The sequence below is a fragment of the Vibrio sp. Makdt genome (assembly GCF_027587015.1).
In the GTDB taxonomy this organism is placed as follows: Bacteria; Pseudomonadota; Gammaproteobacteria; order Enterobacterales; family Vibrionaceae; genus Vibrio; species Vibrio chagasii_B.
On record NZ_JAPPTH010000014.1, the window covers coordinates 39,098 to 62,796 of the forward strand.

21 protein-coding genes and 1 other RNA gene are annotated in these 23,699 nt (G+C 44.3%); 6 read left to right on the top strand and 16 right to left on the bottom strand.

Features of this window, described 5'->3' with window-relative positions; translation table 11 throughout:
* Positions 1–137: 137 nt before the first annotated feature.
* From OH460_RS17205 to OH460_RS17225, 5 genes are all read right to left on the bottom strand, one after another.
* Entirely contained in the window at positions 138–1,700 is a 1,563-nt protein-coding gene (locus OH460_RS17205) for an AbgT family transporter (RefSeq protein ID WP_061033252.1), read from the bottom strand.
* Positions 1,701–1,997: 297 nt separating this feature from the next.
* A complete protein-coding gene (locus tag OH460_RS17210; RefSeq protein WP_269998970.1) occupies positions 1,998–2,447 on the bottom strand; it encodes a prepilin-type N-terminal cleavage/methylation domain-containing protein in 450 nt (149 codons plus the stop codon).
* Positions 2,437–3,774, bottom strand: a complete 1,338-nt coding sequence (locus tag OH460_RS17215) for a hypothetical protein (RefSeq protein WP_269998971.1) — start codon at positions 3,772–3,774, stop codon at positions 2,437–2,439. The genes OH460_RS17210 and OH460_RS17215 overlap by 11 nt, the downstream gene beginning before the upstream one ends.
* Positions 3,771–4,406, bottom strand: coding sequence for a PilW family protein (locus tag OH460_RS17220; RefSeq protein WP_269998972.1), 636 nt, complete (start codon positions 4,404–4,406; stop codon positions 3,771–3,773). The genes OH460_RS17215 and OH460_RS17220 overlap by 4 nt, the downstream gene beginning before the upstream one ends.
* A complete protein-coding gene (locus OH460_RS17225; protein WP_269998973.1) occupies positions 4,390–4,938 on the bottom strand; it encodes a GspH/FimT family pseudopilin in 549 nt (182 codons plus the stop codon). Before OH460_RS17225 ends, OH460_RS17220 begins: the two co-directional genes overlap by 17 nt.
* Before the next feature lie 102 nt (positions 4,939–5,040).
* Here OH460_RS17225 and OH460_RS17230 point away from each other — a divergent pair, with 102 nt between their 5' ends.
* Positions 5,041–5,472, top strand: a complete 432-nt coding sequence (locus OH460_RS17230; protein WP_269998974.1) for a type IV pilin protein — start codon at positions 5,041–5,043, stop codon at positions 5,470–5,472.
* A 141-nt stretch (positions 5,473–5,613) separates the two neighbouring features.
* On the opposite strand, the gene dnaJ is transcribed toward OH460_RS17230, so the two are convergent.
* The 5 genes from dnaJ to grpE all read right to left on the bottom strand — a co-directional run bounded on the left by dnaJ (position 5,614) and on the right by grpE (position 13,150).
* On the bottom strand, positions 5,614–6,759 hold the full coding sequence (gene dnaJ / locus OH460_RS17235) for a molecular chaperone DnaJ (protein WP_008224495.1): 1,146 nt from the start codon (positions 6,757–6,759) through the stop codon (positions 5,614–5,616).
* 283 nt (positions 6,760–7,042) lie between these two features.
* Positions 7,043–8,956, bottom strand: coding sequence for a molecular chaperone DnaK (gene dnaK, locus OH460_RS17240; protein WP_061033258.1), 1,914 nt, complete (start codon positions 8,954–8,956; stop codon positions 7,043–7,045).
* A 386-nt stretch (positions 8,957–9,342) separates the two neighbouring features.
* Positions 9,343–10,380: a polysaccharide lyase family 7 protein gene (locus OH460_RS17245; protein WP_269998975.1), complete on the bottom strand. Its 1,038-nt coding sequence runs from the start codon at positions 10,378–10,380 to the stop codon at positions 9,343–9,345.
* A gap of 522 nt (positions 10,381–10,902) precedes the next feature.
* Positions 10,903–12,177 carry a dicarboxylate/amino acid:cation symporter gene (locus tag OH460_RS17250; RefSeq protein ID WP_239937928.1) on the bottom strand — a complete coding sequence of 425 codons (1,275 nt, stop codon included), beginning with the start codon at positions 12,175–12,177 and terminating at the stop codon, positions 10,903–10,905.
* 391 nt (positions 12,178–12,568) lie between these two features.
* Positions 12,569–13,150, bottom strand: a complete 582-nt coding sequence (gene grpE, locus OH460_RS17255; RefSeq protein WP_061033259.1) for a nucleotide exchange factor GrpE — start codon at positions 13,148–13,150, stop codon at positions 12,569–12,571.
* A 143-nt stretch (positions 13,151–13,293) separates the two neighbouring features.
* On the opposite strand from grpE, the gene nadK reads away from it, so the two are divergent.
* Positions 13,294–14,178 (top strand): NAD(+) kinase, encoded by an 885-nt coding sequence (nadK, locus tag OH460_RS17260; protein ID WP_004737572.1) that lies wholly within the window; start codon positions 13,294–13,296, stop codon positions 14,176–14,178.
* Between the two features lie 175 nt (positions 14,179–14,353).
* On the opposite strand, the gene OH460_RS17265 is transcribed toward nadK, so the two are convergent.
* On the bottom strand, positions 14,354–14,647 hold the full coding sequence (locus OH460_RS17265; protein WP_443088685.1) for a GIY-YIG nuclease family protein: 294 nt from the start codon (positions 14,645–14,647) through the stop codon (positions 14,354–14,356).
* Positions 14,648–15,504: 857 nt separating this feature from the next.
* On the opposite strand from OH460_RS17265, the gene recN reads away from it, so the two are divergent.
* Complete coding sequence (gene recN, locus OH460_RS17270) at positions 15,505–17,169, top strand: DNA repair protein RecN (RefSeq protein ID WP_269998977.1); 1,665 nt, start codon at positions 15,505–15,507, stop codon at positions 17,167–17,169.
* Positions 17,170–17,336: 167 nt separating this feature from the next.
* Positions 17,337–17,696: an outer membrane protein assembly factor BamE gene (gene bamE, locus OH460_RS17275; RefSeq protein ID WP_004735159.1), complete on the top strand. Its 360-nt coding sequence runs from the start codon at positions 17,337–17,339 to the stop codon at positions 17,694–17,696.
* A gap of 184 nt (positions 17,697–17,880) precedes the next feature.
* Here bamE and OH460_RS17280 read toward each other — a convergent pair whose 3' ends face one another.
* Together OH460_RS17280 and OH460_RS17285 are read right to left on the bottom strand one after the other, a co-directional pair.
* Positions 17,881–18,189: an RnfH family protein gene (locus OH460_RS17280; RefSeq protein WP_004737569.1), complete on the bottom strand. Its 309-nt coding sequence runs from the start codon at positions 18,187–18,189 to the stop codon at positions 17,881–17,883.
* 3 nt (positions 18,190–18,192) lie between these two features.
* A complete protein-coding gene (locus tag OH460_RS17285) occupies positions 18,193–18,621 on the bottom strand; it encodes an SRPBCC family protein (protein WP_008223363.1) in 429 nt (142 codons plus the stop codon).
* Positions 18,622–18,740: 119 nt separating this feature from the next.
* Between OH460_RS17285 and smpB the strand changes: the two genes are divergently transcribed.
* Both smpB and ssrA read left to right on the top strand, forming a co-directional pair.
* Positions 18,741–19,226: an SsrA-binding protein SmpB gene (gene smpB, locus OH460_RS17290; RefSeq protein ID WP_061033262.1), complete on the top strand. Its 486-nt coding sequence runs from the start codon at positions 18,741–18,743 to the stop codon at positions 19,224–19,226.
* A gap of 65 nt (positions 19,227–19,291) precedes the next feature.
* Positions 19,292–19,658, top strand: a transfer-messenger RNA (tmRNA) gene (gene ssrA / locus OH460_RS17295).
* 195 nt (positions 19,659–19,853) lie between these two features.
* On the opposite strand, the gene OH460_RS17300 is transcribed toward ssrA, so the two are convergent.
* From OH460_RS17300 to OH460_RS17310, 3 genes are all read right to left on the bottom strand, one after another.
* Positions 19,854–21,734, bottom strand: coding sequence for an ATP-dependent zinc protease family protein (locus OH460_RS17300; RefSeq protein WP_269998978.1), 1,881 nt, complete (start codon positions 21,732–21,734; stop codon positions 19,854–19,856).
* A 304-nt stretch (positions 21,735–22,038) separates the two neighbouring features.
* Positions 22,039–22,848, bottom strand: a complete 810-nt coding sequence (locus OH460_RS17305) for a M15 family metallopeptidase (RefSeq protein ID WP_269998979.1) — start codon at positions 22,846–22,848, stop codon at positions 22,039–22,041.
* Positions 22,849–22,927: 79 nt separating this feature from the next.
* Positions 22,928–23,665 carry a DUF429 domain-containing protein gene (locus OH460_RS17310; protein WP_269998980.1) on the bottom strand — a complete coding sequence of 246 codons (738 nt, stop codon included), beginning with the start codon at positions 23,663–23,665 and terminating at the stop codon, positions 22,928–22,930.
* Positions 23,666–23,699: the final 34 nt, after the last annotated feature.

Below are 23,699 nucleotides of genomic sequence, written 5' to 3' on the forward strand. Positions count from 1 at the left end.
AGTATAAGCTGAGTACCTTTCTTTTTGATATAAAAATTTTTGGATATAAAAATAGAGCGAAAAAATAGCACACAAAAGCCCGCACATTTCGGTGCGGGCTTAGCAATGAATAAAGCTTAATTTTGCTTAGTTAAATCTTACATTGTGTAAGTGTAAGGTGCTTGGATACCTAGTGGAATACCAAGAGCCCAGTAAGCTAGCAGGAAGATAGACCAACCGATTAGCATTGCAATCGAGAATGGCATCATTAGAGAAGCTAGAGTACCGATACCTGTAGACTTAACGTAGCGTTGGCAGTAAACAACAACCAGTGGGAAGAACACCATTAGTGGAGAGATGATGTTAGACACTGAGTCACCAACACGGTAAGCCGCTTGAGATAGCTCAGGAGAGATACCTACAACCATTAGCATTGGAACTAAGATTGGACCGATAAGTGCCCACTTAGCCGATGCTGAACCAACAAGAAGGTTAACTGAAGCCGTTAGTAGAATCATACCAACGATTGTCGCTTCACCAGGAAGGTCCATCGCTTTCAGGCCTTCAGCACCGTAAAGTGCCAGCATAGTACCAATGTTTGATTGACCGAATGCCGATAGGAACTGTGCACAGAAGAACGACATTACAATGTACGCGCCCATCGTAGCCATTGTCTCAGACATCGCCTTGATTACGTCATTGCTGTTCTTGAAAGTACCCGCTACACGGCCGTAAACGATACCTGGGATGATGAACAGGATGAAGATCAGAGGAACGATAGACTTCATAACTGGTGCAGAGAATGCTGTTAGCTCACCTTCAGGAGAACGCAGTGCCGAGTTCTCAGGGATTAGAGCCGCAACAAGCAGACCAATACCAGCAACCATTGCCCAACCTGCGTATTTGAATGCTTTTGATTCGATTGCAGTGAACGTACCTAGATCAGGTGCTTCTTCAGCATCTTCATCAACTGGCGTGTTCGCTAGGCGAGGTTCGATGATCTTCTCAGTTACGTACCAACCGATAGCAACAATAAGAACTGAAGATAGGCCAGTAAAGAAGATGTTCGCTAGAGGGTTAATCACGTATTCAGGGTCAAGAACGTTTGCCGCTGTTTGCGTGAAGCCAGCTAGTAGCGGGTCGATACCTGAAGGGATGAAGTTCGCAGAGAAACCACCAGATACACCAGCAAATGCTGCTGCAATACCCGCTAGAGGGTGACGACCCGCAGCGTGGAAGATGATACCGCCAAGAGGGATTACTAGAACGTAACCTGCATCAGCTGCTGTGTGAGACACGATAGCAACCAAGATTAGCATTGGCGTAAGTAGCTTCGCTGGCGTGAAGTTCAGCATCTTCTTAAGGCCAGTAGTAATGAAGCCTGAAGAGTCAGCAACGCCAACACCTAGCATAGCAACAAGTACGATGCCTAGAGGTGCGAAGCCTGTGAACGTGGTAACCATATTCGCTAGGAAGCTAGCAAGCGCTTCACCAGTCAGTAGGTTATTTACTTCTAGAGCAGCACCCGTTTGAGGGTTGATTAGATCGAATGAAAGATTCGACAAAAGTGCAGATGCTACCCATACGATAACTAGAGCCCAGAAGAACAGGATTGCTGGATCTGGAATTTTGTTGCCGGCGCGTTCAATGAAGTTTAGAAAGCGATCCATTCCACTGATCTTGTCAGTCGATGGTGCTTTTTTTACGGCTTGGTTACTCATTGTAACTCCATATGTGATGTTGTTTGTTTAGGCCTAATATAAGTTTTTACCACGGCCTATTGGTACAACACATATTCTATTAAAAGCCCCCATAAAAAGCACAAGATTCCACCTTAAATTCCATAAATGGAGACATATTTTGCAAAAATACCATACAACTACAACAATATAAAAACACAAAAAACACCATTCCATATACATGAATTTAACCAGTAATTAAACAATGTCCGAGGAGTGAAAATTGTCCGTAAAAGGAGTGGCGTAAGCCTTGGCATGCAGTAAACGTTTGCTTAGGGCTCAGTCAAACTCACTGTATTTGGAGAGCATAGTTTCGAGGTAAATACTTTGCGTACGGTTCATACGATCTTGCCATGCAATTGTGACAGTAATGTTTTTGAGCGCGCCAGATAAGGCTCCGCTCGCATTGGTGACTTCACATGTCATCGAATATGCAGAACCCGATAAACCGGATAAGGGATCTGAACTCGCAATGTTGAGACAGTAGCTCGATTGATTTAGTTCCTCAAAAGGAATAAGCCCTACCGCCCCACTAACATTGAGCGCGCGAGTTCGATAAAACTCCATCTGCCTTTCTGCAAAATGCAAAGCTTCGATACTCTGGAGCGCATGATCCGATTTTTGTTCCGCATACACCTGCAATTTAACCAGCCCTAACGACGCAACGCCAATCAGCAGAAAAGAGATAAGTACCTCGAGTAAACTGAACCCAGAACTCTTAGAAATCATTCCATGAACCTCGCTGCCATTGATACGTTGAAGGCGGGTCACTTGGGTTCGAATCCGCACGAAAATCCATGTCCATATCCCCCACTATGGTCGTCACTCCCGAGGGAGAATCAAAGATAAGACCACCAGAAGGCAAACCAGAAGCAAATTGAATCCCGACACTCTTTTTAATCACGCTAGCCTCATCGATGTCTTTGATAAAAGGCGCAAACACGTTGTTAGCTACAAGCGAGTTCCAGAAATTATCGACTCTCGTTTTCACATGGCTCTTTTGATAATCAACCAAGTGATAAATCACCCCGTTGTAAGTCATGGCTCCATTCAGCGCGAGCACACCATCTTGAATCACGAGAAGTTGAGATGGGTTATTTGCAGCTGCTACCGCTGCATTGATGTGACAATTACCTTCAATCCATAGCCCTTTGGTTTGGCCTATCGTAAAGTGGTCCATGATTTCAGGGCCACACTCCGTCGCGTTCAATAGCTGAACATGCTTAAACAAGTCCGTATCTTGCGACAGATCGAGAATGTTTTGTTCCGTTCTAGCCATACCAAAGAAGGTATAAAACGGATTCATATTAGGATCTGGATTAAAGTCTTTCTTGAACGGAGGTGGGTTGGTTCCTTGATAATAGTCAGGGGCATAGATCGAATAGGTACTACCGGAAGTGCCTTTCGGGATCTCCGTTTTGTAGTCGCTATGACAAACGCCGTCGAAACCAGAAAAGGGCCCATCAGCAGTAGGATTATGCACTTCTAACCCCAAAACCTGCGTTGAATCACCATGAGTAGCATCATATTGATAAGTAAACAGATCAGCAAAGGAGACACTGACACACTCATATTCATTACCAGTGATTGGCTCTTCTTTCGCTGTTGGCTTGAGACTTAGTGTCCCAATTATCTCTATTGGCCCTGTCGACTGAATTGCTCCCGTTCCTAACTGAGACTGTTCTCTTATCGTCTTATAAAGGGAGTTGGTGTTCGAAGAAGACGTCACCAAATAAGCACTAGAACTAGCACTGCTCGATACATCGATTTGAGGCTGATTTTGATAAGGAGAACACCAATCTTCAAAGTCTGCTGGACGAGTACTGGCATCTTGAATGTCGGCAACACTTTTATCTAATTCAAGTAGATAAGCGTAAGTACACTCTAAACCACCTTCCGCTTGCCAGTGTTCTTTGCGCGCTTGGACCTCATTTTGCGCCCGCTTGATTTGATAGAACGTGACCTTAAATGAACCAAGAGAAACGATCAGTACACCAATCAAGAGAATACTGACTAACATCAGCGTTATCGCTCCTTGTTGCTTATCACTCTTCATTGCCAGTTCCTTTGCACAACGGATGTCATCACTTTTTGGCTCAAATCCGCATTCACTAACGACGCCTCAAGCGTCATGTTGATCCTTTGAGAACTCGCCTGACTGCTCGATATGTCTTCCACAGAAACAGAGAACGCATCTATCTGAATTTGTCGTTCGAAGAACAAACTTTGACACGTCATCGTCACATCACCGCTTGCATTGCTAAATGGCTTTTCATCGATAGCCAAAAGATCGGTCGATTCTCCAAGGCAGTAGTTGAGCTTATTGTCTTTGAACTGATAAACAATATTTCGATAAGCAGATGAAGTACTATTTTGCAGATAAACAAAACCAAGATAAGCTTCATCAGCACTGATTTGCTGGGCATAAATCGTATTTGGTGCACCTGATAACTTTACCGACTGTCCGGCATTGGCGTTATATCCGGCACGCAAAATCTCTTCTTTCATCATTTGTGCAGTGGAGAACAAGTTTTGTGAAAGGAGCACCTCCAGGCTTTTCTCTGAGCTTAGACGTTGGTTAGTGATGAACACACTACCAATCGTCCCTATAACAATCACGCCTATAGCAGAGGCCACCATCATTTCTACCAAGGTACTGCCTTGAGCAAGCTTAGTTGCAGATCTCATAACCATAATGACCAATGCTGTTGCGCCCATCGCTATTAGGGTCGCTGCTGCAAATCCGAATACGCCCTGTTGTATTTGATGCCTTAATAGAAAGTTCTTCAGACGGGGTACTCACTGAAGCTATGGTGACGTTACCATTAATAAAGCGACCTCTTACTCCATCAATAGAGATTGAGTTCTGATTTAAAAAGCTGAACGAGACTGTGATATCTTGATAGGCTGAACCATCAAGATGCATCACCACATTACCTGGCACATAAGAAGCGGTAGTGCTGAGAACCAAATCCCACTCACCTTCTGTATCCTCAATCGCACCTAACGTATTCGAAACCAAAAATAGAAGGTGTAGTTCTTGATTTCGGGCAATGGCTTCGGATCGCGCAGTAACCAAGAAACCATGAACCTCAGGGGCGAGTCTTTGAATTTTGGAGGACGCTAATAGATAACTAAAACTCGGGGCAGCCGTCGCTATCAGTATCGACAGTACCGATACCGTTATTAACAGCTCTAATAAAGTAAACCCGCGAGTCATTTCCCAAATTCCTATGTAATTCAGTGCGTAACCGTATTTAATCTTGCAGCGATGCTACCACCGGAGAAGAATGTACTGGGTTATGAAAGGAAACTACTCGCGATGATTCGAAAAAATATATGCAACAGCAACAACATAAGCATGAGAGGGATGACATTGATCGAGTTATTGCTGGCTGTCGTCATCGTGGGAATACTTGGGGCAATCGCTTACCCGAGTTATACCAACCATGTCATGAAGGCGCATCGTGTCAAAGCGTTGGCCGACATGACCAAAATACAATTAGAGCTGGAAACCCTATATACAGGTGACTATACATCCGCAGCGCAGGGGATTATCTCCGCCGGGACATGCAGCTTTTGCGATACCGATACAAGCCGATACACACTCGCTATCTCAGCAAGCAGCGCGACCTATATCATTCAAGCTGAGCCGCACGCACCACAGACAAACGATGACTGCTTAGACTCAACGACTGATATTTTAGAGTTACACCACTCTGGGATCTCGGAACCAGAAGCATGTTGGAAGTAATGAGATAAGCCAATTAATCTCATGCATTACCTGTTATTTTTTTCTGTTTTCTACAGACACAAAAAAGCCTGCTACATGAGCAGGCTTTCTATTTTCGTCCTTAAGTTAAAGTATCAATAACTTAAGAGTTCAATAACCTAATTACTTAGTTAGGTCATCGAAGAAGTTTTTAACGCCGCTGAAGAAACCTTCAGACTTAGGCTTGTGCTTGCTTGCCGCTTCGCCGCCACATGTCTCTTCAAACTCACGTAGAAGTTCTTTCTGACGAGAGCTTAGCTTAACTGGAGTCTCAACCACTAGCTTAACGATTAGGTCACCCACACCGCCGCCACGAACGCCTTTCACGCCTTTGCCACGCATACGGAACATACGGCCCGTTTGTGTCTCTTCTGGCACCTTAAGGTTTACACGACCATCCAGTGTTGGAACTTCAACTTCACCGCCTAGAGCAGCCATAGAGAAGCTTACTGGTACTTCGCAGTAAAGGTTGTTACCGTCACGTTCGAAGATGTTGTGCTCTTTTACGTGAACTTGTACGTATAAGTCGCCAGCTGGAGCACCTTGCTCTCCCGCTTCACCTTCGCCAGATAAACGAATACGGTCGCCAGTATCAACACCAGCAGGGATCTTAACATTAAGTGTTTTCGTCTTCTGCTTACGGCCTTGACCGTGACAAGAGTTACATGGGTCTTTGATGATCTTGCCTTTACCGTTACAAGTAGGACAAGTCTGTTGAACCGCGAAGAAACCTTGACGCATTTGTACTTGGCCGTGGCCATGACAAGTGCCACAAGTTTGCGCAGAAGAGCCTTTCTTCGCGCCGCTACCATCACAAGTGTCACATTCAACCAGTGTTGGTACTTCAATCTCTTTTGATACACCACGAACCGCTTCTTCAAGAGTCAGTTCCATGTTGTAACGTAGGTCTGAACCACGTTGTGCACGTTGTTGACCACCACCACGACGACCACCGCCGAAGATGTCGCCAAATACGTCACCGAAGATATCACCGAAGTCACCTTGACCGCCGCCGAAACCGCCGCCGCCACCCATGCCGCCTTGTTCAAAAGCTGCGTGACCATATTGGTCATAAGCTGCTTTCTTTTGAGGATCGGTTAGGATCTCGTACGCTACTTTTACTTCTTTAAATTTGTCCGCTGCGCTCTCATCACCCTGGTTACGGTCCGGGTGGAATTTCATAGCTAAGCGCTTGTACGCTTTTTTAATATCGCGCTCTGATGCATCGCGGCTTACGCCTAATACTTCGTAAAAATCACGTTTTGACATGTTCTAGGTCACCAAAATAATTGCTACTACCGAAAAGTAACTTCAGTAGTCTGTGTATCAATCTAGATAAAAGTTCTGCCGGCTGAATCACCGAATAAAGCTATTATCTAGATCGACAAGTCTAAATACAAATTTACGGGCGTGAGAGTTACCTCTGACGCCCGTATTAATAAGTCTTCGAGACAAATTTCTAAGCAGATAGCTTGAGTTCTAGAAGGAAGCGCGCAGCCTACGCTAGTAGGTGAGCACTTCCGACAACGAAATCAGGCTATCTGCGACGAAATTATTTTTTGTCGTCTTTAACTTCTTCGAACTCAGCGTCTACCACGTCGTCGTCTTGCTTAGGTTGCTCACCCGCTTCAGCGCCAGCTTGCTGTGCTTGAGCTTGTTGTTGAGCGATTTCCATTAGCTTCTGAGCTGCTTGCATAAGTTCTTGAACTTTAGCGTCGATAGCTTCTTTGTCGTTACCAGACTTAACTTCTTCTAGTGCCGCGATAGCTGCTTCGATCTTCTCTTTCTCGTCTGCAGGTAGAGCTTCACCAGCTTCTTCTACTTGCTTCTTAGTACCGTGAATCATTTGGTCAGCTTGGTTACGTGCAGTTACTAGCTCTTCGAACTTCTTGTCCGCTTCTTTGTTAGCTTCTGCTTCTTGTACCATTGCTTCGATCTCTTCCTCAGACAGACCGCCTGATGCTTGGATAGTGATCTTCTGCTCTTTACCCGTCGCTTTATCTTTCGCAGATACGTTTAGGATACCGTCAGCATCTAGGTCGAAAGTTACTTCGATTTGTGGCATGCCACGTGGTGCTGGTTGGATACCTTCTAGGTTGAACTGACCAAGAGACTTGTTGTAAGTCGCTTGCTTACGCTCACCTTGTAGTACGTGGATAGTTACCGCGCTTTGGTTGTCTTCAGCTGTAGAGAACACTTGATCCGCTTTTGTTGGGATAGTTGTGTTTTTCTCGATTAGCTTAGTCATTACGCCGCCCATCGTTTCGATACCGAAAGATAGAGGAGTAACGTCTAGAAGTAGTACGTCTTTAACGTCACCAGCTAGTACACCACCTTGAACTGCAGCACCCATTGCTACTGCTTCGTCAGGGTTCACGTCTTTACGTGGCTCTTTACCGAAGAACTCAGATACTTTAGCTTGAACCATAGGCATACGAGTTTGACCACCAACTAGGATAACGTCAGTGATTTCGCCTACAGATAGGTCAGCATCCGCTAGAGCAACTTTTAGAGGCTCAAGAGAACGTTGTACTAGGTCTTCAACTAGAGACTCAAGCTTCGCACGAGTCACTTTGATGTTCATGTGCTTAGGACCAGTCGCATCAGCAGTAACGTAAGGTAGGTTTACGTCAGTTTGAGTAGTAGAAGAAAGCTCGATTTTCGCTTTTTCTGCTGCTTCTTTAACACGCTGCATTGCTAGTGGGTCAGCTTTAAGGTCGATACCTTGCTCTTTCTTGAACTCATCTACTAGGTAGTTGATCATGCGGTTATCGAAATCTTCACCACCAAGGTGAGTGTCACCGTTAGTTGAAAGAACTTCGAAAGTCTTCTCGCCTTCTACTTCATCGATTTCGATGATAGAGATATCGAATGTACCACCACCAAGGTCGTATACAGCGATAGTGCGATCACCACCTTGCTTGTCTAGACCGTAAGCTAGAGCAGCAGCAGTTGGTTCGTTGATGATACGTTTAACATCTAGACCAGCGATACGGCCAGCATCTTTAGTTGCTTGACGTTGAGCATCGTTGAAGTAAGCAGGAACAGTTACAACTGCGCCAGTTACTTCTTCGCCTAGGAAGTCTTCAGCTGTTTTCTTCATTTTCTTAAGAACTTCAGCAGATACTTGAGGAGCAGCCATTTTTTGGCCTTGCGCTTCTACCCATGCATCACCGTTGTCAGCCTTAACAATGTTGAAAGGCATGATTTCGATATCGCGTTGAACTTCTTCATCTTCAAAACGACGACCGATTAGACGCTTGATAGCGAACAGTGTGTTTTGAGGGTTAGTAACAGCTTGACGTTTTGCAGGTTGACCAACTAGCGTTTCGCCTTCAGTGTATGCGATTACTGATGCTGTTGTGCGTTCGCCTTCAGCATTTTCGATTACGCGTGGTTTGTCGCCGTCAAGAACAGCAACACAAGAGTTAGTAGTACCTAAATCAATACCAATGATTTTACCCATCAGGCTATCTCCGAAATATATTCTATTAAGTTTTTGCTATACCCACTGATGTGGGGGTGGTAATTAGAGATTCAACCCTAATACACAAAATTAAAGTGCAAATACAATTTGCTTTCGTATGCACCATAGATAAGGGCTGCAAACTGGTTTTCAAGGGAATAAGTAAAAAAAATCTATTTTTTCCCGTATCTTTTTACATAAAGGTAAAAAGTGACCGATCCCTTGCCAATTAAGGCTCCGGTGTTGAGAAACTCTCGCATTTGCCACCATATTGAAACCTCAACCCTATTCCAAATGCCATAAAAAAAGACCTTCATGTAGAAGGTCTTTTTCAAATAGATATTAATCAGTTAAATATTGTTCAAATGATTTCTGATTCAGCCATGTTATTGGTTGAGCACTAACTGGTAGAAGCTCGCTTGAGTGTAATCTCCCGCTTCCATACCACGCCATTCACAGGCAGAACTCGATTTCTTAGTGTTGCATTGATTGTATGCGCCCGCCTTGAAGTACATCCAGTCTTGTCCATAACCAAGGTCGATATCATGCCCCTGATATTTACCCTTTGCCAAATCAACATCATATGTCTTCACAATAGGATCGGCTGAGTTTGGATTCTTAGTAAAGGTTAAGTGCATGATGTTATCTTTGATATTCACATCGTATGAGAACACCTCACCTAGCTTGATACCATCAGTAGGATCAGAGCTGCCTTTTTTCAGATTGTATTGACCAAATACATCATGGCGAATGTCTTTACGAAGTTTATTTCCGTTTTCATCCTTCGCATCTTTCATCTCTTTCGGCGGATTGAGTTCATAGTTCCACGTTAACGAACCATGCTCATGCTCTGGCAATTTGCGGTAAACAATTTTCAGGGGCTCATTGTCTGAACCATGGATTTGGCCAATCACTACCGAGAATGCACCTGTTTTTTTGTAGCTACCGCTGGTACTCACCTGATCAACAGAAAGTGTTGCCGTCATTTGGCCACCGATAGAACCAAACTCTTCTGCGTTCTTATGGCTTGAAATCGCGAAGTTGTTGCTCGGCGCCGAGTAGCTGTCTGCCAGCATCGCTCTTAGCTCACTACGCGTATTCTTACTGTTTGGTGTCGTTGGTGCTGTATTCGGAGCCACAAATACCATCGCGCCAGATTCTGCATCAGTGTAGAACCATTTAGGATGAACGTAAGGCGTGTCTACATTCGACAATTCCTGCTTACCGATCTCCAATGTTTTGCCTTTTCTAGAGCCTTCTGTTGTTAGCTCAGGTAGGTTAATTTTCCATTTAGATAAATCGAAGTTTTGTGCTGGCGCTTTTGCTGGATCAAGATTGAACTGCTGACCAATATCGTGATTAGAAGCAAGAGCGGGAGCCGCTAAGAGGCTAGCAGTTAGTAGGCTAAGGTAAGACAACTTCATTATTTGATTTCCTTTATGTCGTCATAATGTAGGTTGCCAGAACAATATAATAATATTGTATTATTATATGTGATCTATATTAAATATTGAAAACTGATGACCCATTCAGCGCGAGTAAAAAGAAAAAATGAGACTTCGCACCAACACAGCCCCCTTTTTTGACCCACCATCAGATGGCCCAAAGCACCGATCAGCAGAAATAAAAAAGCCCCGCTCTGGTTGAGCGGGGCTTCAGGGACTGTTGACCTTTCGAGCTGGGTTTTGCAGCATCTTGTGGGAAATTTATACAAGGAAGAGGCTTTAACGTGTAGCTGGCCTACATGAAAAGCCGATAACGCAGTAGAAATGAACCACAAGGGCTGCCCGAAGGGTTCGGCTAAAATCGTTTTATGCTTTGTTAAAGAATATTTGCTTAGAATGACTAGGCTACATACTCTTCGCCGCGCCTAAAACGATTTCATCTCGAACAAAACTTAACCACGAAAGGTCAACAGCCCCTACTTATCAAGTCTTAATTAAGAATTAAGCTTCTGCTTTTTGTAGCTCAGCTTCTTCGTTAGCTTCAACGCCAATTTCGTTTTCAGATTTAGCAACGATAGTGTTTACCGCTGTGTCACCCACTACGTTTGAAGAAGTACAGAACATGTCACAGATACGGTCAACAGCAGCAACAATCGCTAGACCTTCTGGCGGTAAACCTAGTTGGTGCAATAGAACACCGACCATCACAACACCGCCACCAGGAACACCACCAGCACCGATAGACAGTAGCAGGATAGTTAGACCTAGAGTAAAGATATCAGCAGTGTTGATTGGCTGACCAAATGCGTTTGCTACGAACATAGTTGCTAGTGCGATGTAGATAGATACACCAGACATGTTCATTGTTGCACCTAGTGGTACACCGAAGCCCGCTACTGACTTAGATACGTTTAGCTTGTCAGTAAGAGTGCGCATTGTTACTGGGATTGTTGCATTCGAACTTGCAGTAGATAGTGAGAATAGAACTTGCTCACGAGTTGCACGTAGGAACTGCTTTGGAGAAATACCAGTGAATGAACCCACCATCATTGGGTAGAAGAAGAAGATCCAGAACACAAGCATTGCAACAACAAGCGCTACGTAGCCAGCTACTGACATTAGCGTGTTTGCATCTAGTGTCGCACCTAGTTGAATCATAAGAGCGAATACACCGTATGGCGCTAGGCTCATTACTAGGCCGATAAGCTTCATCATGATTTCGTTAGCCATCTTGAACGTCTTGATAGCTGGGCCACCACGAGAATCAAGCGCTTGAATAGCAAGACCAGTCAGAATCGCCATGAAGATGATTTGTAGCATGTCGCCGCTTGCGAATGCTTGTACTGGGTTGCTAGGAACAATGTTCACAACAAGAGAGAAGATGTCTGGTGTTTCTGTTGTTGTAAGTGCAATCGTCTCAGAAACCGTACCTGCTAGGTTTGCACCCGCACCAGGTTGGAAGATAAGACCAATCGTTAGAGCAGCAGAGATCGCGATGATGGTGTTAATAATGTAAAGACCAAAGGTTTTACCACCAAGACGACCAAATGAACGGATATCTTTTAGTTCAACGATACCGCAAACAATAGAAACATATACAAGAGGCACTACTAGCAACTTGATAAGTGATACGAACATACCACCAGCGCCTTCTGCAGCACCAAGTAGGTAAGTGTCAAAAATAGCGATTCCGCTGAATAGGTACTGAATAGCAGTACCAATAATCAGGCCGACAAACAGGCCTACAAAAATCTTACTTGAGAGCGATTTATCCATCGTTCTTCTCCAGTCTGTTGTGTTTAAAATTTGTACTTTTATAGTTGTATATGCGAGTAATATCGCTATATGGCAGTGGATTTTACATACAAAGATAACAATTAAAAGCATTTGTTTACAAAAATATCACAAGTGTGACATCAAAACATTTTCTCATTAACAACCAGTTTCATAACACAAAACTCTAAACCGCTGTTCTGTATGAAATAAAAAGAACGACATCCTTAATGCACTTTGAGGGACTATTTACACGGATTCTCAAATGACAGGCACAAAAAAAGAGAGGCATAAACCTCTCTTCTTATTTCACATCAACTAGTGAATTATGTTGTAACTGTAGCTCGCTTGATCAGTAAAAAGTCGAACCTTTCACTATGCAAGCACCACTCAATTACTTAGCAACCATTACCATTGCAGGACGAACTACACGACCGTTTAGCTCGTAGCCTTTTTGCATCACGAACATAACCGTGTTTGATTCGTGATCTGGGCTCTCTTGGATAGACATCGCTTGGTGGAATTCAGGGTTGAACACTTCACCTTCAGGGTTGATCTCTTTAAGACCAAACTTAGCAACTGTGTCTACGAATGTTTTGTGCGTTAGCTCAACACCTTCGTATAGTGGCTTAACCACTTCGTTTTCAGCGTCTGCAGCTTGCATTGCACGCTCAAGGTTGTCGATAACAGGCAGTAGGCCTTCAGCAAACTTGTTCAAAGCGAATTTACGCGCTTTATCAATTTCTTGCTCGCTACGGCGACGCATATTTTCAACTTCAGCTTTAGCGCGAAGAACAGAGTCTTGCTGATCTTTCACTTTAGTTTCGCTAGCTAGCAATGCCGCTTCTAGTTGAGCAATCTTTGCTTCCTGCTCATCAGCAGCGTCTGCGTTCAGTTCAGCTTCTTCAACTTTTTCTGCTTCAGCAATGATCTGATCTAGTTCTTCTTCGGTTACTTTGTTTTCTTCGTTGCTCATGATATCTCCAGAATTCGTTTCCAATGCAAGTGACAGGCGGGTTTGCGCCTCAAATTGATATAAAACACTCGCATAGACGTTCAACTTGCCTTTATTATGGGGATGAAGAATTTTGATTCAAGCCTAATTCGTTTGGAAACCTTATGAAAAAGCCATTTGAAGTGATCGCCATTATTGGTAAACCTCGAGATCAGCAAGCAATTCAGACTCATAGAGAACTCTATCAGTGGTTGAGTGCTGAGGGTTATCAAGTGTTTGTTGATGACAGACTCGCCAGTATTTTAGACGATATCCCAAAAGAACATTTTTCTAGCCTGGTCGACTTAGGTAAACGTGCCGATCTCGCCATTGTAGTCGGTGGTGACGGAAACATGCTCGGCGCCGCTCGAATCTTGTCTCGTTTCGATATTTCAGTAATCGGTGTGAACCGAGGAAACCTTGGCTTCCTGACCGATCTCAACCCAGAAAACTTCCAGAGTGCACTGACCGATGTTCTCAAAGGCGAGTTCATGGAAGAAGAACGCTTCCTACTTGAAACAGAGATCCACCGCCATGGCCAAATCAAAAGCCATAACGCAGCGCTCAACGAAGCGGTACTTCACCCTGGTCAAGTCGCGCACATGATCGAGTTTGAAGTGTACATCGACGACAGCTTCGCTTTCTCGCAGCGTTCTGATGGTTTGATCGTGTCGACACCAACCGGTTCTACCGCCTACTCGCTTTCTGGCGGCGGCCCAATTTTGTCATCAAGCTTGAATGCCATCTCTTTGGTACCTATGTTCCCACACACGCTTTCAAGCCGCCCACTTGTGGTCGATGGAAAACGTCATATTAAATTGATCGTATCGCCTGATAACCGCGGCACTCAAGAAGTCAGCTGCGATGGGCAAATCTCGCTACCTGTTTCACCTGGCGACGAGATCCACATTTACCAAAGCCCAAATGTGCTCAAGCTGATCCACCCGAAAGACTACAACTACTACCATGTTCTACGTAACAAGCTAGGCTGGTCGAGTAAGCTGTTCTAACTCAACGGCACTAGTAACAACCGAAAATTTCAAAGGCTGACGATATTCGTCAGCTTTTTTATTACCAAAGAGATTCCCTACTACGCTCCTTCGTCGCTATAGGGAATGACGGCAATGAACAATTACTCTCAACTGCTCCGTCATTCCAGAACTGAGGGACGAGGTGTCTGGAATCTCATGACAGTTCATCGTAGAGGTCACGTCGACTTGGATTCCGCTTATTGATCAAATTATCTTTCCAAGTTCGATTCCACCTCTTTAACTGCTTTTCTCTTTCAATTGCAGCTCTGAAGTCTTCAAAAACCTCAAAATAAACTAACTTATGGACATTGTACTTCTTAGTAAATCCATCAACTTCTCCTGTTTTATGTAACCAGATCCTTCGCTTGAGGTTGCCAGTAACACCGACATAAAGAACTGAATTAGCGCGATTAGTCATGATATAAACGGCAGGTTGTTTCATAGACATTCTTGTTCGTTTTTCCTGAAGCTAGCAAACATTTGATTCTCAAGAGTGCGAGATAAGTATTAAGCAACCTTAAACAGATTCCCTACCACGCTCCTTCGTCGCTCTAGGGAATGACGACTACGAACAATAAACCTCAACCTAACTGTCATTCCAGAACCGAGGAACGAGATACCAGGAACCTCATCTATCGAAACAAATAAAAAAACAGATTCCCTACCACGCTCCTTCGTCGCTCTAGGGAATGACGACTACGAACAATAAGCCTCACCCGAACCATCATTCCAGAACCGAGGAACGAGATGCCAGGAACCTCATCTATCGAAACAAATAAAAAAACAGATTCCCTACCACGCTCCTTCGTCGCTTTAGAGAATGACAACTACGAACAATAAACCTCAACCTAACTGTCATTCCAGAACCGAGGAACGAGGTGTCTGGAATCTCATCGACAGAAAAATCAAAAAAACAGATTCCCTACCACGCTCCTTCGTCGCTCTAGGGAATGACGACTACGAACAATAAGCCTCACCCGAACCGTCATTCCAGAATCGAGGGACGAGATGTCTGGAATCTCATCTACCGAAAAAATAAAAAAACAGATTCCCTACTACACTCCTCCATCGCGATAGGGAATGACAACTACGAACAGTAAACCTCACCCCAACCGTCATTCCAGAACCGAGGGACGAGGTGTCTGGAATCTCTTTTCGCAAATAGACATCAATATCAGGCACCTACAAACGAAGTTTGATTTGATCGAACTCACAAAAAATTTTCACCTGTCGACTTTACTGTATAAAGAAACAGTATATACTGAGCTTATATACAGTATTGTTCAGTTATACAGGTAAATAAAAATGCTGGCTCATTTAAGTGTTAATAATTTCGCTATTGTTAAGTCTTTACAGCTAGAACTTTCTAAAGGCATGACAACAATCACCGGGGAAACTGGTGCGGGTAAATCTATTGCAATCGATGCTTTGGGTTTGTGTCTTGGAGGGAGATCCGATGCAGGAATGGTTAGACAAGGTGAAGAAAAAACCGAAGTCAGTGCTGCTTTTTTACTTGAGAACAATCTGCACGCAACTCGCTGGTTAGAAGATAACGAACTTCTAGACGGCACGGAATGCATCCTGCGCAGAACCATCTCTAAAGAAGGTCGCTCTCGTGCATTCATTAACGGTAGTCCAGTTCCTCTTTCACAATTGAAATCACTAGGACAACTGCTGATCAACATTCATGGCCAGCACGCGCATCACCAGCTGATGAAAAGCGACTACCAAATGGCAATGCTTGACCAATACGCGGGCCATTTAAACCTATTGAAATCGACACGTAACGCTTATCAAACTTGGCGCCAAGCAGACAACCACCTAAAAGAGTTACGTGAAAACAGCCAACAAAACCAAGCTCAAAAACAGCTTCTTGAATACCAAATCAAAGAGTTAAACGAGTTATCTATTGGGGAGGAAGAATATGAAGAGCTCGAACAAGAGCATAAGCGCCTCGCCAATAGCGGAGAATTGGCCTCAACCTGCCAGCAAGCTATCGAGCTTATTTACGAAGGTGAAGAAGTTAATGCGCTTGGTATTCTGCAATCGGCCAATCACTCCCTAATTCAACTAGCAGAATTAGATGAGCGACTTGCTGAATTACCAAACCTACTTTCTGAAGCCATTATTCAGATTGAAGAGACCAACAGCGAGCTAAGATACTACCTTGATAGCATCGACGTAGACCCTGCTCGCATGGCTTACGTTGAAGAGCGTTTCTCTAAAGTGATGTCGATGGCGCGTAAACACCACGTATTGCCTGAAGAGCTGTACAAACACCACCAAGACTTGCTACAACAAGTTGAAGCGCTGGATTGCTCTGATGAAAAGCTTGAAGAGCTAGCGAATGACGTTGAAAACCAATACCAATCATTCGTAGCAAAATCTGAGAAGCTGCATAAATCTCGCGTTCGTTACGCGAAAGAGCTAAACAAGCTGATCACGCAAAGCATGCATGAACTGAGCATGGAAAAAGCGCAGTTTGCGATTGAAGTAAACAACACCAACACTCACCCATCACCATTGGGTATGGATAACGTGACCTTTATTGTGTCTACCAACCCAGGCCAGCCGATGCAACCAATCGCTAAAGTGGCGTCTGGTGGTGAGCTATCACGTATTTCATTAGCGATTCAGGTGATCACCGCGCAAAAAGTCGATACACCAAGCCTGATTTTCGATGAAGTGGATGTGGGTATCAGTGGCCCAACCGCTGCTGTAGTCGGCAAGATGCTGCGTAAGCTGGGCGAATCTACACAGGTAATGTGTGTGACTCACCTACCTCAAGTTGCCGGTTGCGGTCACCAACAGCTGTTTGTGGCAAAGAACACGAAATCAGGTAAAACCGAAACTCAAATGCACACACTTGATGAGCAACAACGCGTTTCAGAGCTGGCTCGACTGCTTGGTGGCAGCCAAATCACCGAGTCGACCCTTGCCAACGCAAAAGAGTTATTAGTCGCCGCTTAGATTAAATATTCAGCAACTTTCTGATAATTTAACGAAAAATATTGGCAATTTTGCAACTAAATTCAAAATTGCCAGTCATAACAAGCTCAAAGCGCAAGGAGCTTTTTACTTCTTGCTGGAGCTTGTTTATTATCAGGCAGTATTTTAGCGAAGAAAGATCTCAAACTATGCGAATTAAAAAGTGGTTAGTTGCAGTTCCACTTGCACTAACAATGTTGACCGGTTGCTCTCTACTAGAGAAGTTGGTTTATCGAATTGACATCAATCAGGGTAACTATGTTGAACAAGAAGCTGTCGACCAGCTTAAGTTTGGCATGACAAAAACACAAGTTCGTTACGTTATGGGCTCACCTATGCTTATCGAAAATGGCTACCCAGATACGTGGTACTACATTTACCACCACCAAAAAGGTCATGAAGACCCGATTCAGAAAAACCTCGTCGTGAACTTTGATGCTACTGGCACCCTAGTTACGATCAACGGTGATTTTGAAGCCAGTGATGAGTTCTTCGAAAGCCTTCGCTAGCTTTCAATAGACAAGCTCTCAGCTGATAAAGCTACCCGTAGACAAAGCAAGAATCTCAAAAGCCTGCTCAGTGAGCAGGCTTTTTAATATTTGCTTACAAATTAACCTGCCGAATCTCACTCACGGACACAAAAAAGCTCGCCGATTTGGCGAGCTCTCTGTGAATTTAATCCGTTTTGCCATGCTACTTAGCAGCAGCGGCTTTTGCTTGTTCGGCACGTTTACGGCGAATCTCTTTTGGATCAGCCAGCAGTGCTCGATAAATTTCAATTCGGTCTTTATCACGAACCGTTGCATCTAGCTTAACGTTGCGACTGAACACGCCAACCTTGTTTTTCGCTAAGTCGATCTCTGGGTACAGTTCCAAAACACCAGACTGCGCAATAATCTCTTCAACGGTCGCGTTCTTGTTCACAACCAAAGTAAACACACGCTGTTCATGCGGAAGTGCAAACACAACTTCTACGTGGATCATATCTGATTCAATAGTCATGGTTTAGTAAACCTGTTTCGCTCGTTGAGTAAATGCGCTCACCATGTTGGTCGTTAGCTCATTGAAAATCTTACCAAATGCCATTTCAATCATTCGGCTAGAGAATTCAAACTCTAACTTAAGCTCGACCTTACAGGCCTGATCATCCAACGGGGTAAAATACCAACCGCCTTGCAGTTTCTTGAACGGGCCGTCCACCAGCTCCATCAAGATCTCAGCGCCATCCGCTAAGCGGTTAGACGTTGTAAATGTTTTGCTGATACCGGCTTTAGAAACATCAACCGAAGCCACCATAGCGGAATCTGAAGATTCGATCACACGAGAACCAGAACACCCTGGCAAAAACTCAGGATAACGAGCAACATCATTGACCAAGCTAAACATCTGGTCGGCACTAAATGAAACTAATGCTGAACGAGTAACCTTTGGCATATAGACTCCTGTTAAAGACGGCGTTACATTAACACAAACTGCAATTTTAATTGTATTGGGCCAGAGCGCAAATAAAAAGGATTCCCCAACTAGGGCGCAATCCGTATAATGAGGCCATTATGGCAAAGAATAAATCAAAATCAAAAGCCGGTAGCAATACCATTGCGCTTAATAAGAAAGCTCGCCACGAATATTTCATCGATGATGAGATAGAAGCGGGGCTTGAGCTACAAGGCTGGGAAGTAAAATCCCTACGTGAAGGCAAAACGAATATCGCAGAAAGCTACGTATACATCCGTGATGGCGAAGCATTCATTAGTGGTATGACAATCACTCCGCTTACTCAAGCGAGTACTCATATCGTGGCGAACCCAACACGTATCCGTAAACTCCTAATGTCGAGAAAAGAACTCGATAACCTTATCGGTCGTATAAACCGTGAAGGCATGACACTTGTCGCAACCGCACTTTATTGGTCTCGCTCTTGGGCGAAGATTAAGATCGGCGTAGCGAAAGGTAAAAAGCTGCACGATAAACGTACTGATATGAAAGAAAAAGATTGGGCGAGAGATAAAGCACGAATTATGAAGAGTAATTTGCGCTAATTTTAAGCACTTAAACGCACAGTGCTAGACAGGGTAAGCTTTTCTGGTACTATGCAAGAACACTTGGGGCTGATTTAGGATTCGACAGGAATTTTGAAGTCTGAGGTGCATGCCGTGGGGCGGTTGGCCACGTAAAAAGCCGCAAAAAAATAGTCGCAAACGACGAAAACTACGCACTAGCAGCTTAATAACCTGCTCAGAGCTCTCTTGCCCTAGCTTCCGCTCGTAAGACGGGGACCAACAAGAGATCAAACCCAAACAAGCTAGCGTGGCTTCTCCCACCTGAGAGGAAAAGCGCGAATTATAATTCAGGTTAGCCTTTAACTAGCGTGTCGGTTCGCAGGTTGCTGGTGAATTTAAAGATCGACTAAGCATGTAGTACCAATGATGAATAGTTTTTGGACGCGGGTTCAACTCCCGCCAGCTCCACCAAACGTTTGGAAAGGGCCAACTCGAAAGAGTTGGCCCTTTTTGTTTGTCTCAAGGGCACAAAATGAGATGCGTTCAACGGTAAAACAACGAGCTAATAACTCATCAAAACTGTTAGTTATTAAAAAGCCACACATCCCATTACTGAAATGTGTGGCCGTTTAGAACTGTTCAATTTAGCTTTAGTAAGTTGAGTCGTTACTCCATTTTCCCTAGGACGTAATCTTCATCACTACTTACTACCGCGCCGTACTTCAGGAAGTTCTTACCTAAAATCATGCTGTATTCGAAGCGAGAACGATCTTGAAGGTTCACTCTCACCTCTTTTTCTAAATCGCCTAACTTCACTTTCATTTCTACGACAGGGCGAATGTTAACCTTCTCGCCTTTCTTCGCCTTAATGCGCATCACATCAATCACTGGCTTGGTGAACTCTTGCTTATCGCCTTGGTTGTTCTGATAAGTAAAGGTCACCATGTCTTGGCCATCTTTCTTAAATCTCTTAATGTTCACCGCGTTCATTGAGCTCACATCAGCACCGGTATCTAGCTTGGCAGGGAATGTCATGCCGTTCACTTCAACCACTTCAATGTGCCCTACTTTAAACAGAGGCTCAGCTTTCAATAGGTAGTCAGAGCGCGTGTTTACATAAACACCCTCTTTAGCCATCTTCTTACCGAGAATGAAGTAAGCTTCTTTTTCATTGCTGTTTAGCACATCTATAGCAAACTCTTGTGTGCGAACCTTGCCAGAGGCCGAGAACTCACCACTTACAACTGGGCGACTATCATCTCCGACTTTAAGCTTTTTAATGATTGGCTTTGTGACCTTCTGCTGTTCGCCATTCGCGTCAGTTAGGTAAAACTCAACCGATTCATCTTTGCCTTTACCGACAATCTCAAAGCTGTCCACCTTCAACAGAGGCGTGTTTACCGTGAAAGAAGCCACAGCCTTTAGCGGGAAGTCATCCAGTGTGATGTCCTCTTCCGGTGAGATAATCATAGGTTCACCAGACTCCGCCACATCACTAAAGCTCTCTGAGCCTTCTGATAAAATATTCTCAGCACTGGTGTCTATCATGAAGAGTTCACTAGCGGTACTGGTTCCAAATCTCAACTGCGACTCACTACTTGAACGCTCACGTAGGTACACCAGAACATCTTTGGTGGTGTTCTCATCAAGTTGAACGGGAACATAGACTAAAGGCCTCTTCTTACCGCTCACGCTTAACATACGAACCAACGGCAATGTCATCTCTTTTTGCTTGCCATTGTTGTCGAACATATCAAACGTCACTTGTTTGTTCTTTTTGTCTATGTCGATGTCTTTTGCATGCAAAATGCTGTAGCGGTTCTTTAACGAGAAAGTCGCATTCATATCCATTCCCGAGATAGACACCACCTCTTTACGGCCAACCACGGTTGCGTTCTCTTGCTCTTGCAAATAGTCGTAGCCAGCAAATACCAGTGCGTTGTCCGCTAGGAAGGTTTTACCGATCAATACAGGCGCAGAGAAGTGGCTTCTGTCTGTCAGGTTAACATCGGTTTTTAGCTCTTGGCCTGCAATAGTCAGAGACATTTTAATCGTCGGGCGAAGCAAAGGTGTGCTGCTGGTACGGCTGCGAATCATGCTAACACGTTCTAACGGCGCCTCAACCAATACCATCTCACCAGTACGTGGATTTTGAACCTTAAAAGAGACCACAGCTTGGTATTTCGCAAAGGTGCTGCCATCCCAATCGTCGTAATCAACGTCGCTATTGTTCAGCACATCTTCAGTCAATGCAGACATCAACTCTTTGTCTTTGAGGTTCTTATAATCGGCATGTGTGCTTTTTACATGGATGTCTTCTGCATGCATCGAAGTGGTTTCTGCACCAGTGTCGATTTTTCCAATGAAAGGAACGTCTTTAAGCCCTTGAACGCTAGAGAGGAATACATTCTCAGTACGGCCTAATACCGCCTTACCATCGAGTTCATAAGTCGGGTTTTGCGTAGTGTGTGAAGTATCTGTAGCCAAAGAATATTGTGAAAAAAGTAAAGTGCTTAAAAGAGTTAGAGCCAAAGGTATCTTTTTCATTAGTTGGTCCGTTGTGATCAGTTCACTAATAATACTGGCGAATAGGCAAGAAGTTCCCCCACCAGCAATGGTTCTCACATAACGTTTACGCTATGACTTTTTCAATGACAAACCGATGACTTTGCGTCGCATTATTTCATCAATTATTGACTAACGCATACCCAATAGCCTTTGAGTGCTCGGTCTTCTATTGGAGAAGCGAATACAAAAAAGGCCAACGACGCGCGTTGACCTTAGCGATTCAAAATACCCTTGAAGCGAGCTTAACTTGCTAAAACACAAACGGTTCTAGATAAACATAGCACTAAAAAGTCCCGACTGTTTTCTTTGCACATACAGCACGAGCTTTTTCTGCGCCCTCGCCTCTGTTTTTATTAAAACATTGGCGATAAGATTCGACGTATCGCTCAAATAACACTTTGGCTTCTGGTTTGGGTTTAGAGAGCAGTTGATTAACGAACTTTCTCGACCCGACCTCGAAATGCTGAGTATCGATTGGAGAATTCCAGTCCCCTCCCCAGATCATGAAACCATGATGTGCAAACAGCTCGACCACATCTTCCGCCATGCCTCGGCGTTCAATGTCATTGCGCGCACGAAAGCGTGTTCTATTCACGTAGCTGGTTGCCGACTGCGAAGGCTTTACCGTGATGGTTCCGTTGCTATCAAACGCTAAGAAAGGGTTTTGAACTGGGTTGATGTCGATTGCCACACCGTATGCATGCTTCGACCAACCTCCTCCGCCTGTGATAGGCCGAGCATTAAACGCGCTGCTGTTGTTGGCGTCCATCGAGGCGTTATCATCGCCGTTAAACTCACGCATTAGGCGCGCAGAATGCAGTGGGAAATTACGCTGTTTGAGCGCTAAAAAGATTTGTTCAACAGAAGGGGCGATAACATCAAGCACAATCATGTTCCCCTGCTGCGTTTCGCCCTTAAAGTTAATGAAATCAAAGTCCACTTTAGAGAGGCGATCACAGCCAACAGGCGCTCCGCTATTCAATACCTTGTTCTTTTTCATCATATCGCATTGCCACTGAGAGACTGGCGCAACTTGGCCGTAACTCACCGCACTGAGCAACGTTGCCAGCAAACCAACAATTAAACGTTTCATATCAAGGCTCAAAAACATTAAGAGTAAAAAGACAGGAAGTGGAAAATAACACACTCAACCTAACAGAGCGCATACTTCGCTAGTGCACTTTGTTCCAATAAACGATTTCGCGAACTCGACCATTCTGATCCTTATCCGCCTTTCCGCCAAGCTCAGAAAGCTCAGAAAGCTCAGGCAAGCACGACAATGTTGGAGCGTGATAAGCAATCAGCATCAATATAAATGCGTCATAAATATCATCTATCGCAACATCTTTACGCTTGGTGTTCGAGATAGCTAACGCCACACCCTCACACCATTGCGGGGCGAGTTGCTGAATAATCGAAAGCCTTTCCTCTTTGCCCTCTTGAGTTCGCTTAGAAAACATCAGCGGTTCTCCTTTCAAGGCAGCGAACACCACCTCAGGGTGGGACTCTCTTATCGATAAGTTTGGGTGATCGTCGATGAGTTTATCCAACTCTCGGATTTTAGGAACAATACCCCAAGTTTGCTTAGAGAACTTCTTACCAAGCTGCTGCACATTGGCACTGCACGCCGCAATATAATCGGCTTGATAAACCGCCTCTCTACACGGAACCGGAAATACTGAAGAACCGCGTTTACTGGTTAGAAAACGTCTTGCTGCTTTGTCGCACAAGCGATCTGGGGTTTGTGCGTCACTAAAACCAATCGGCATATCGATAAGCGCCGTTGAACCGATAAGATCACTCGCTAGCTCATCGAGTGCCTTTACTACTTTGAAAACTGGCGCCTGATTATCAGAGACAATCCAAGCAATCCAACCCGCCTTACAGCCATCAATTCCGATGTATTTCATTGTTTACTCTACCGTAGTTTAAAGGACTAATTTT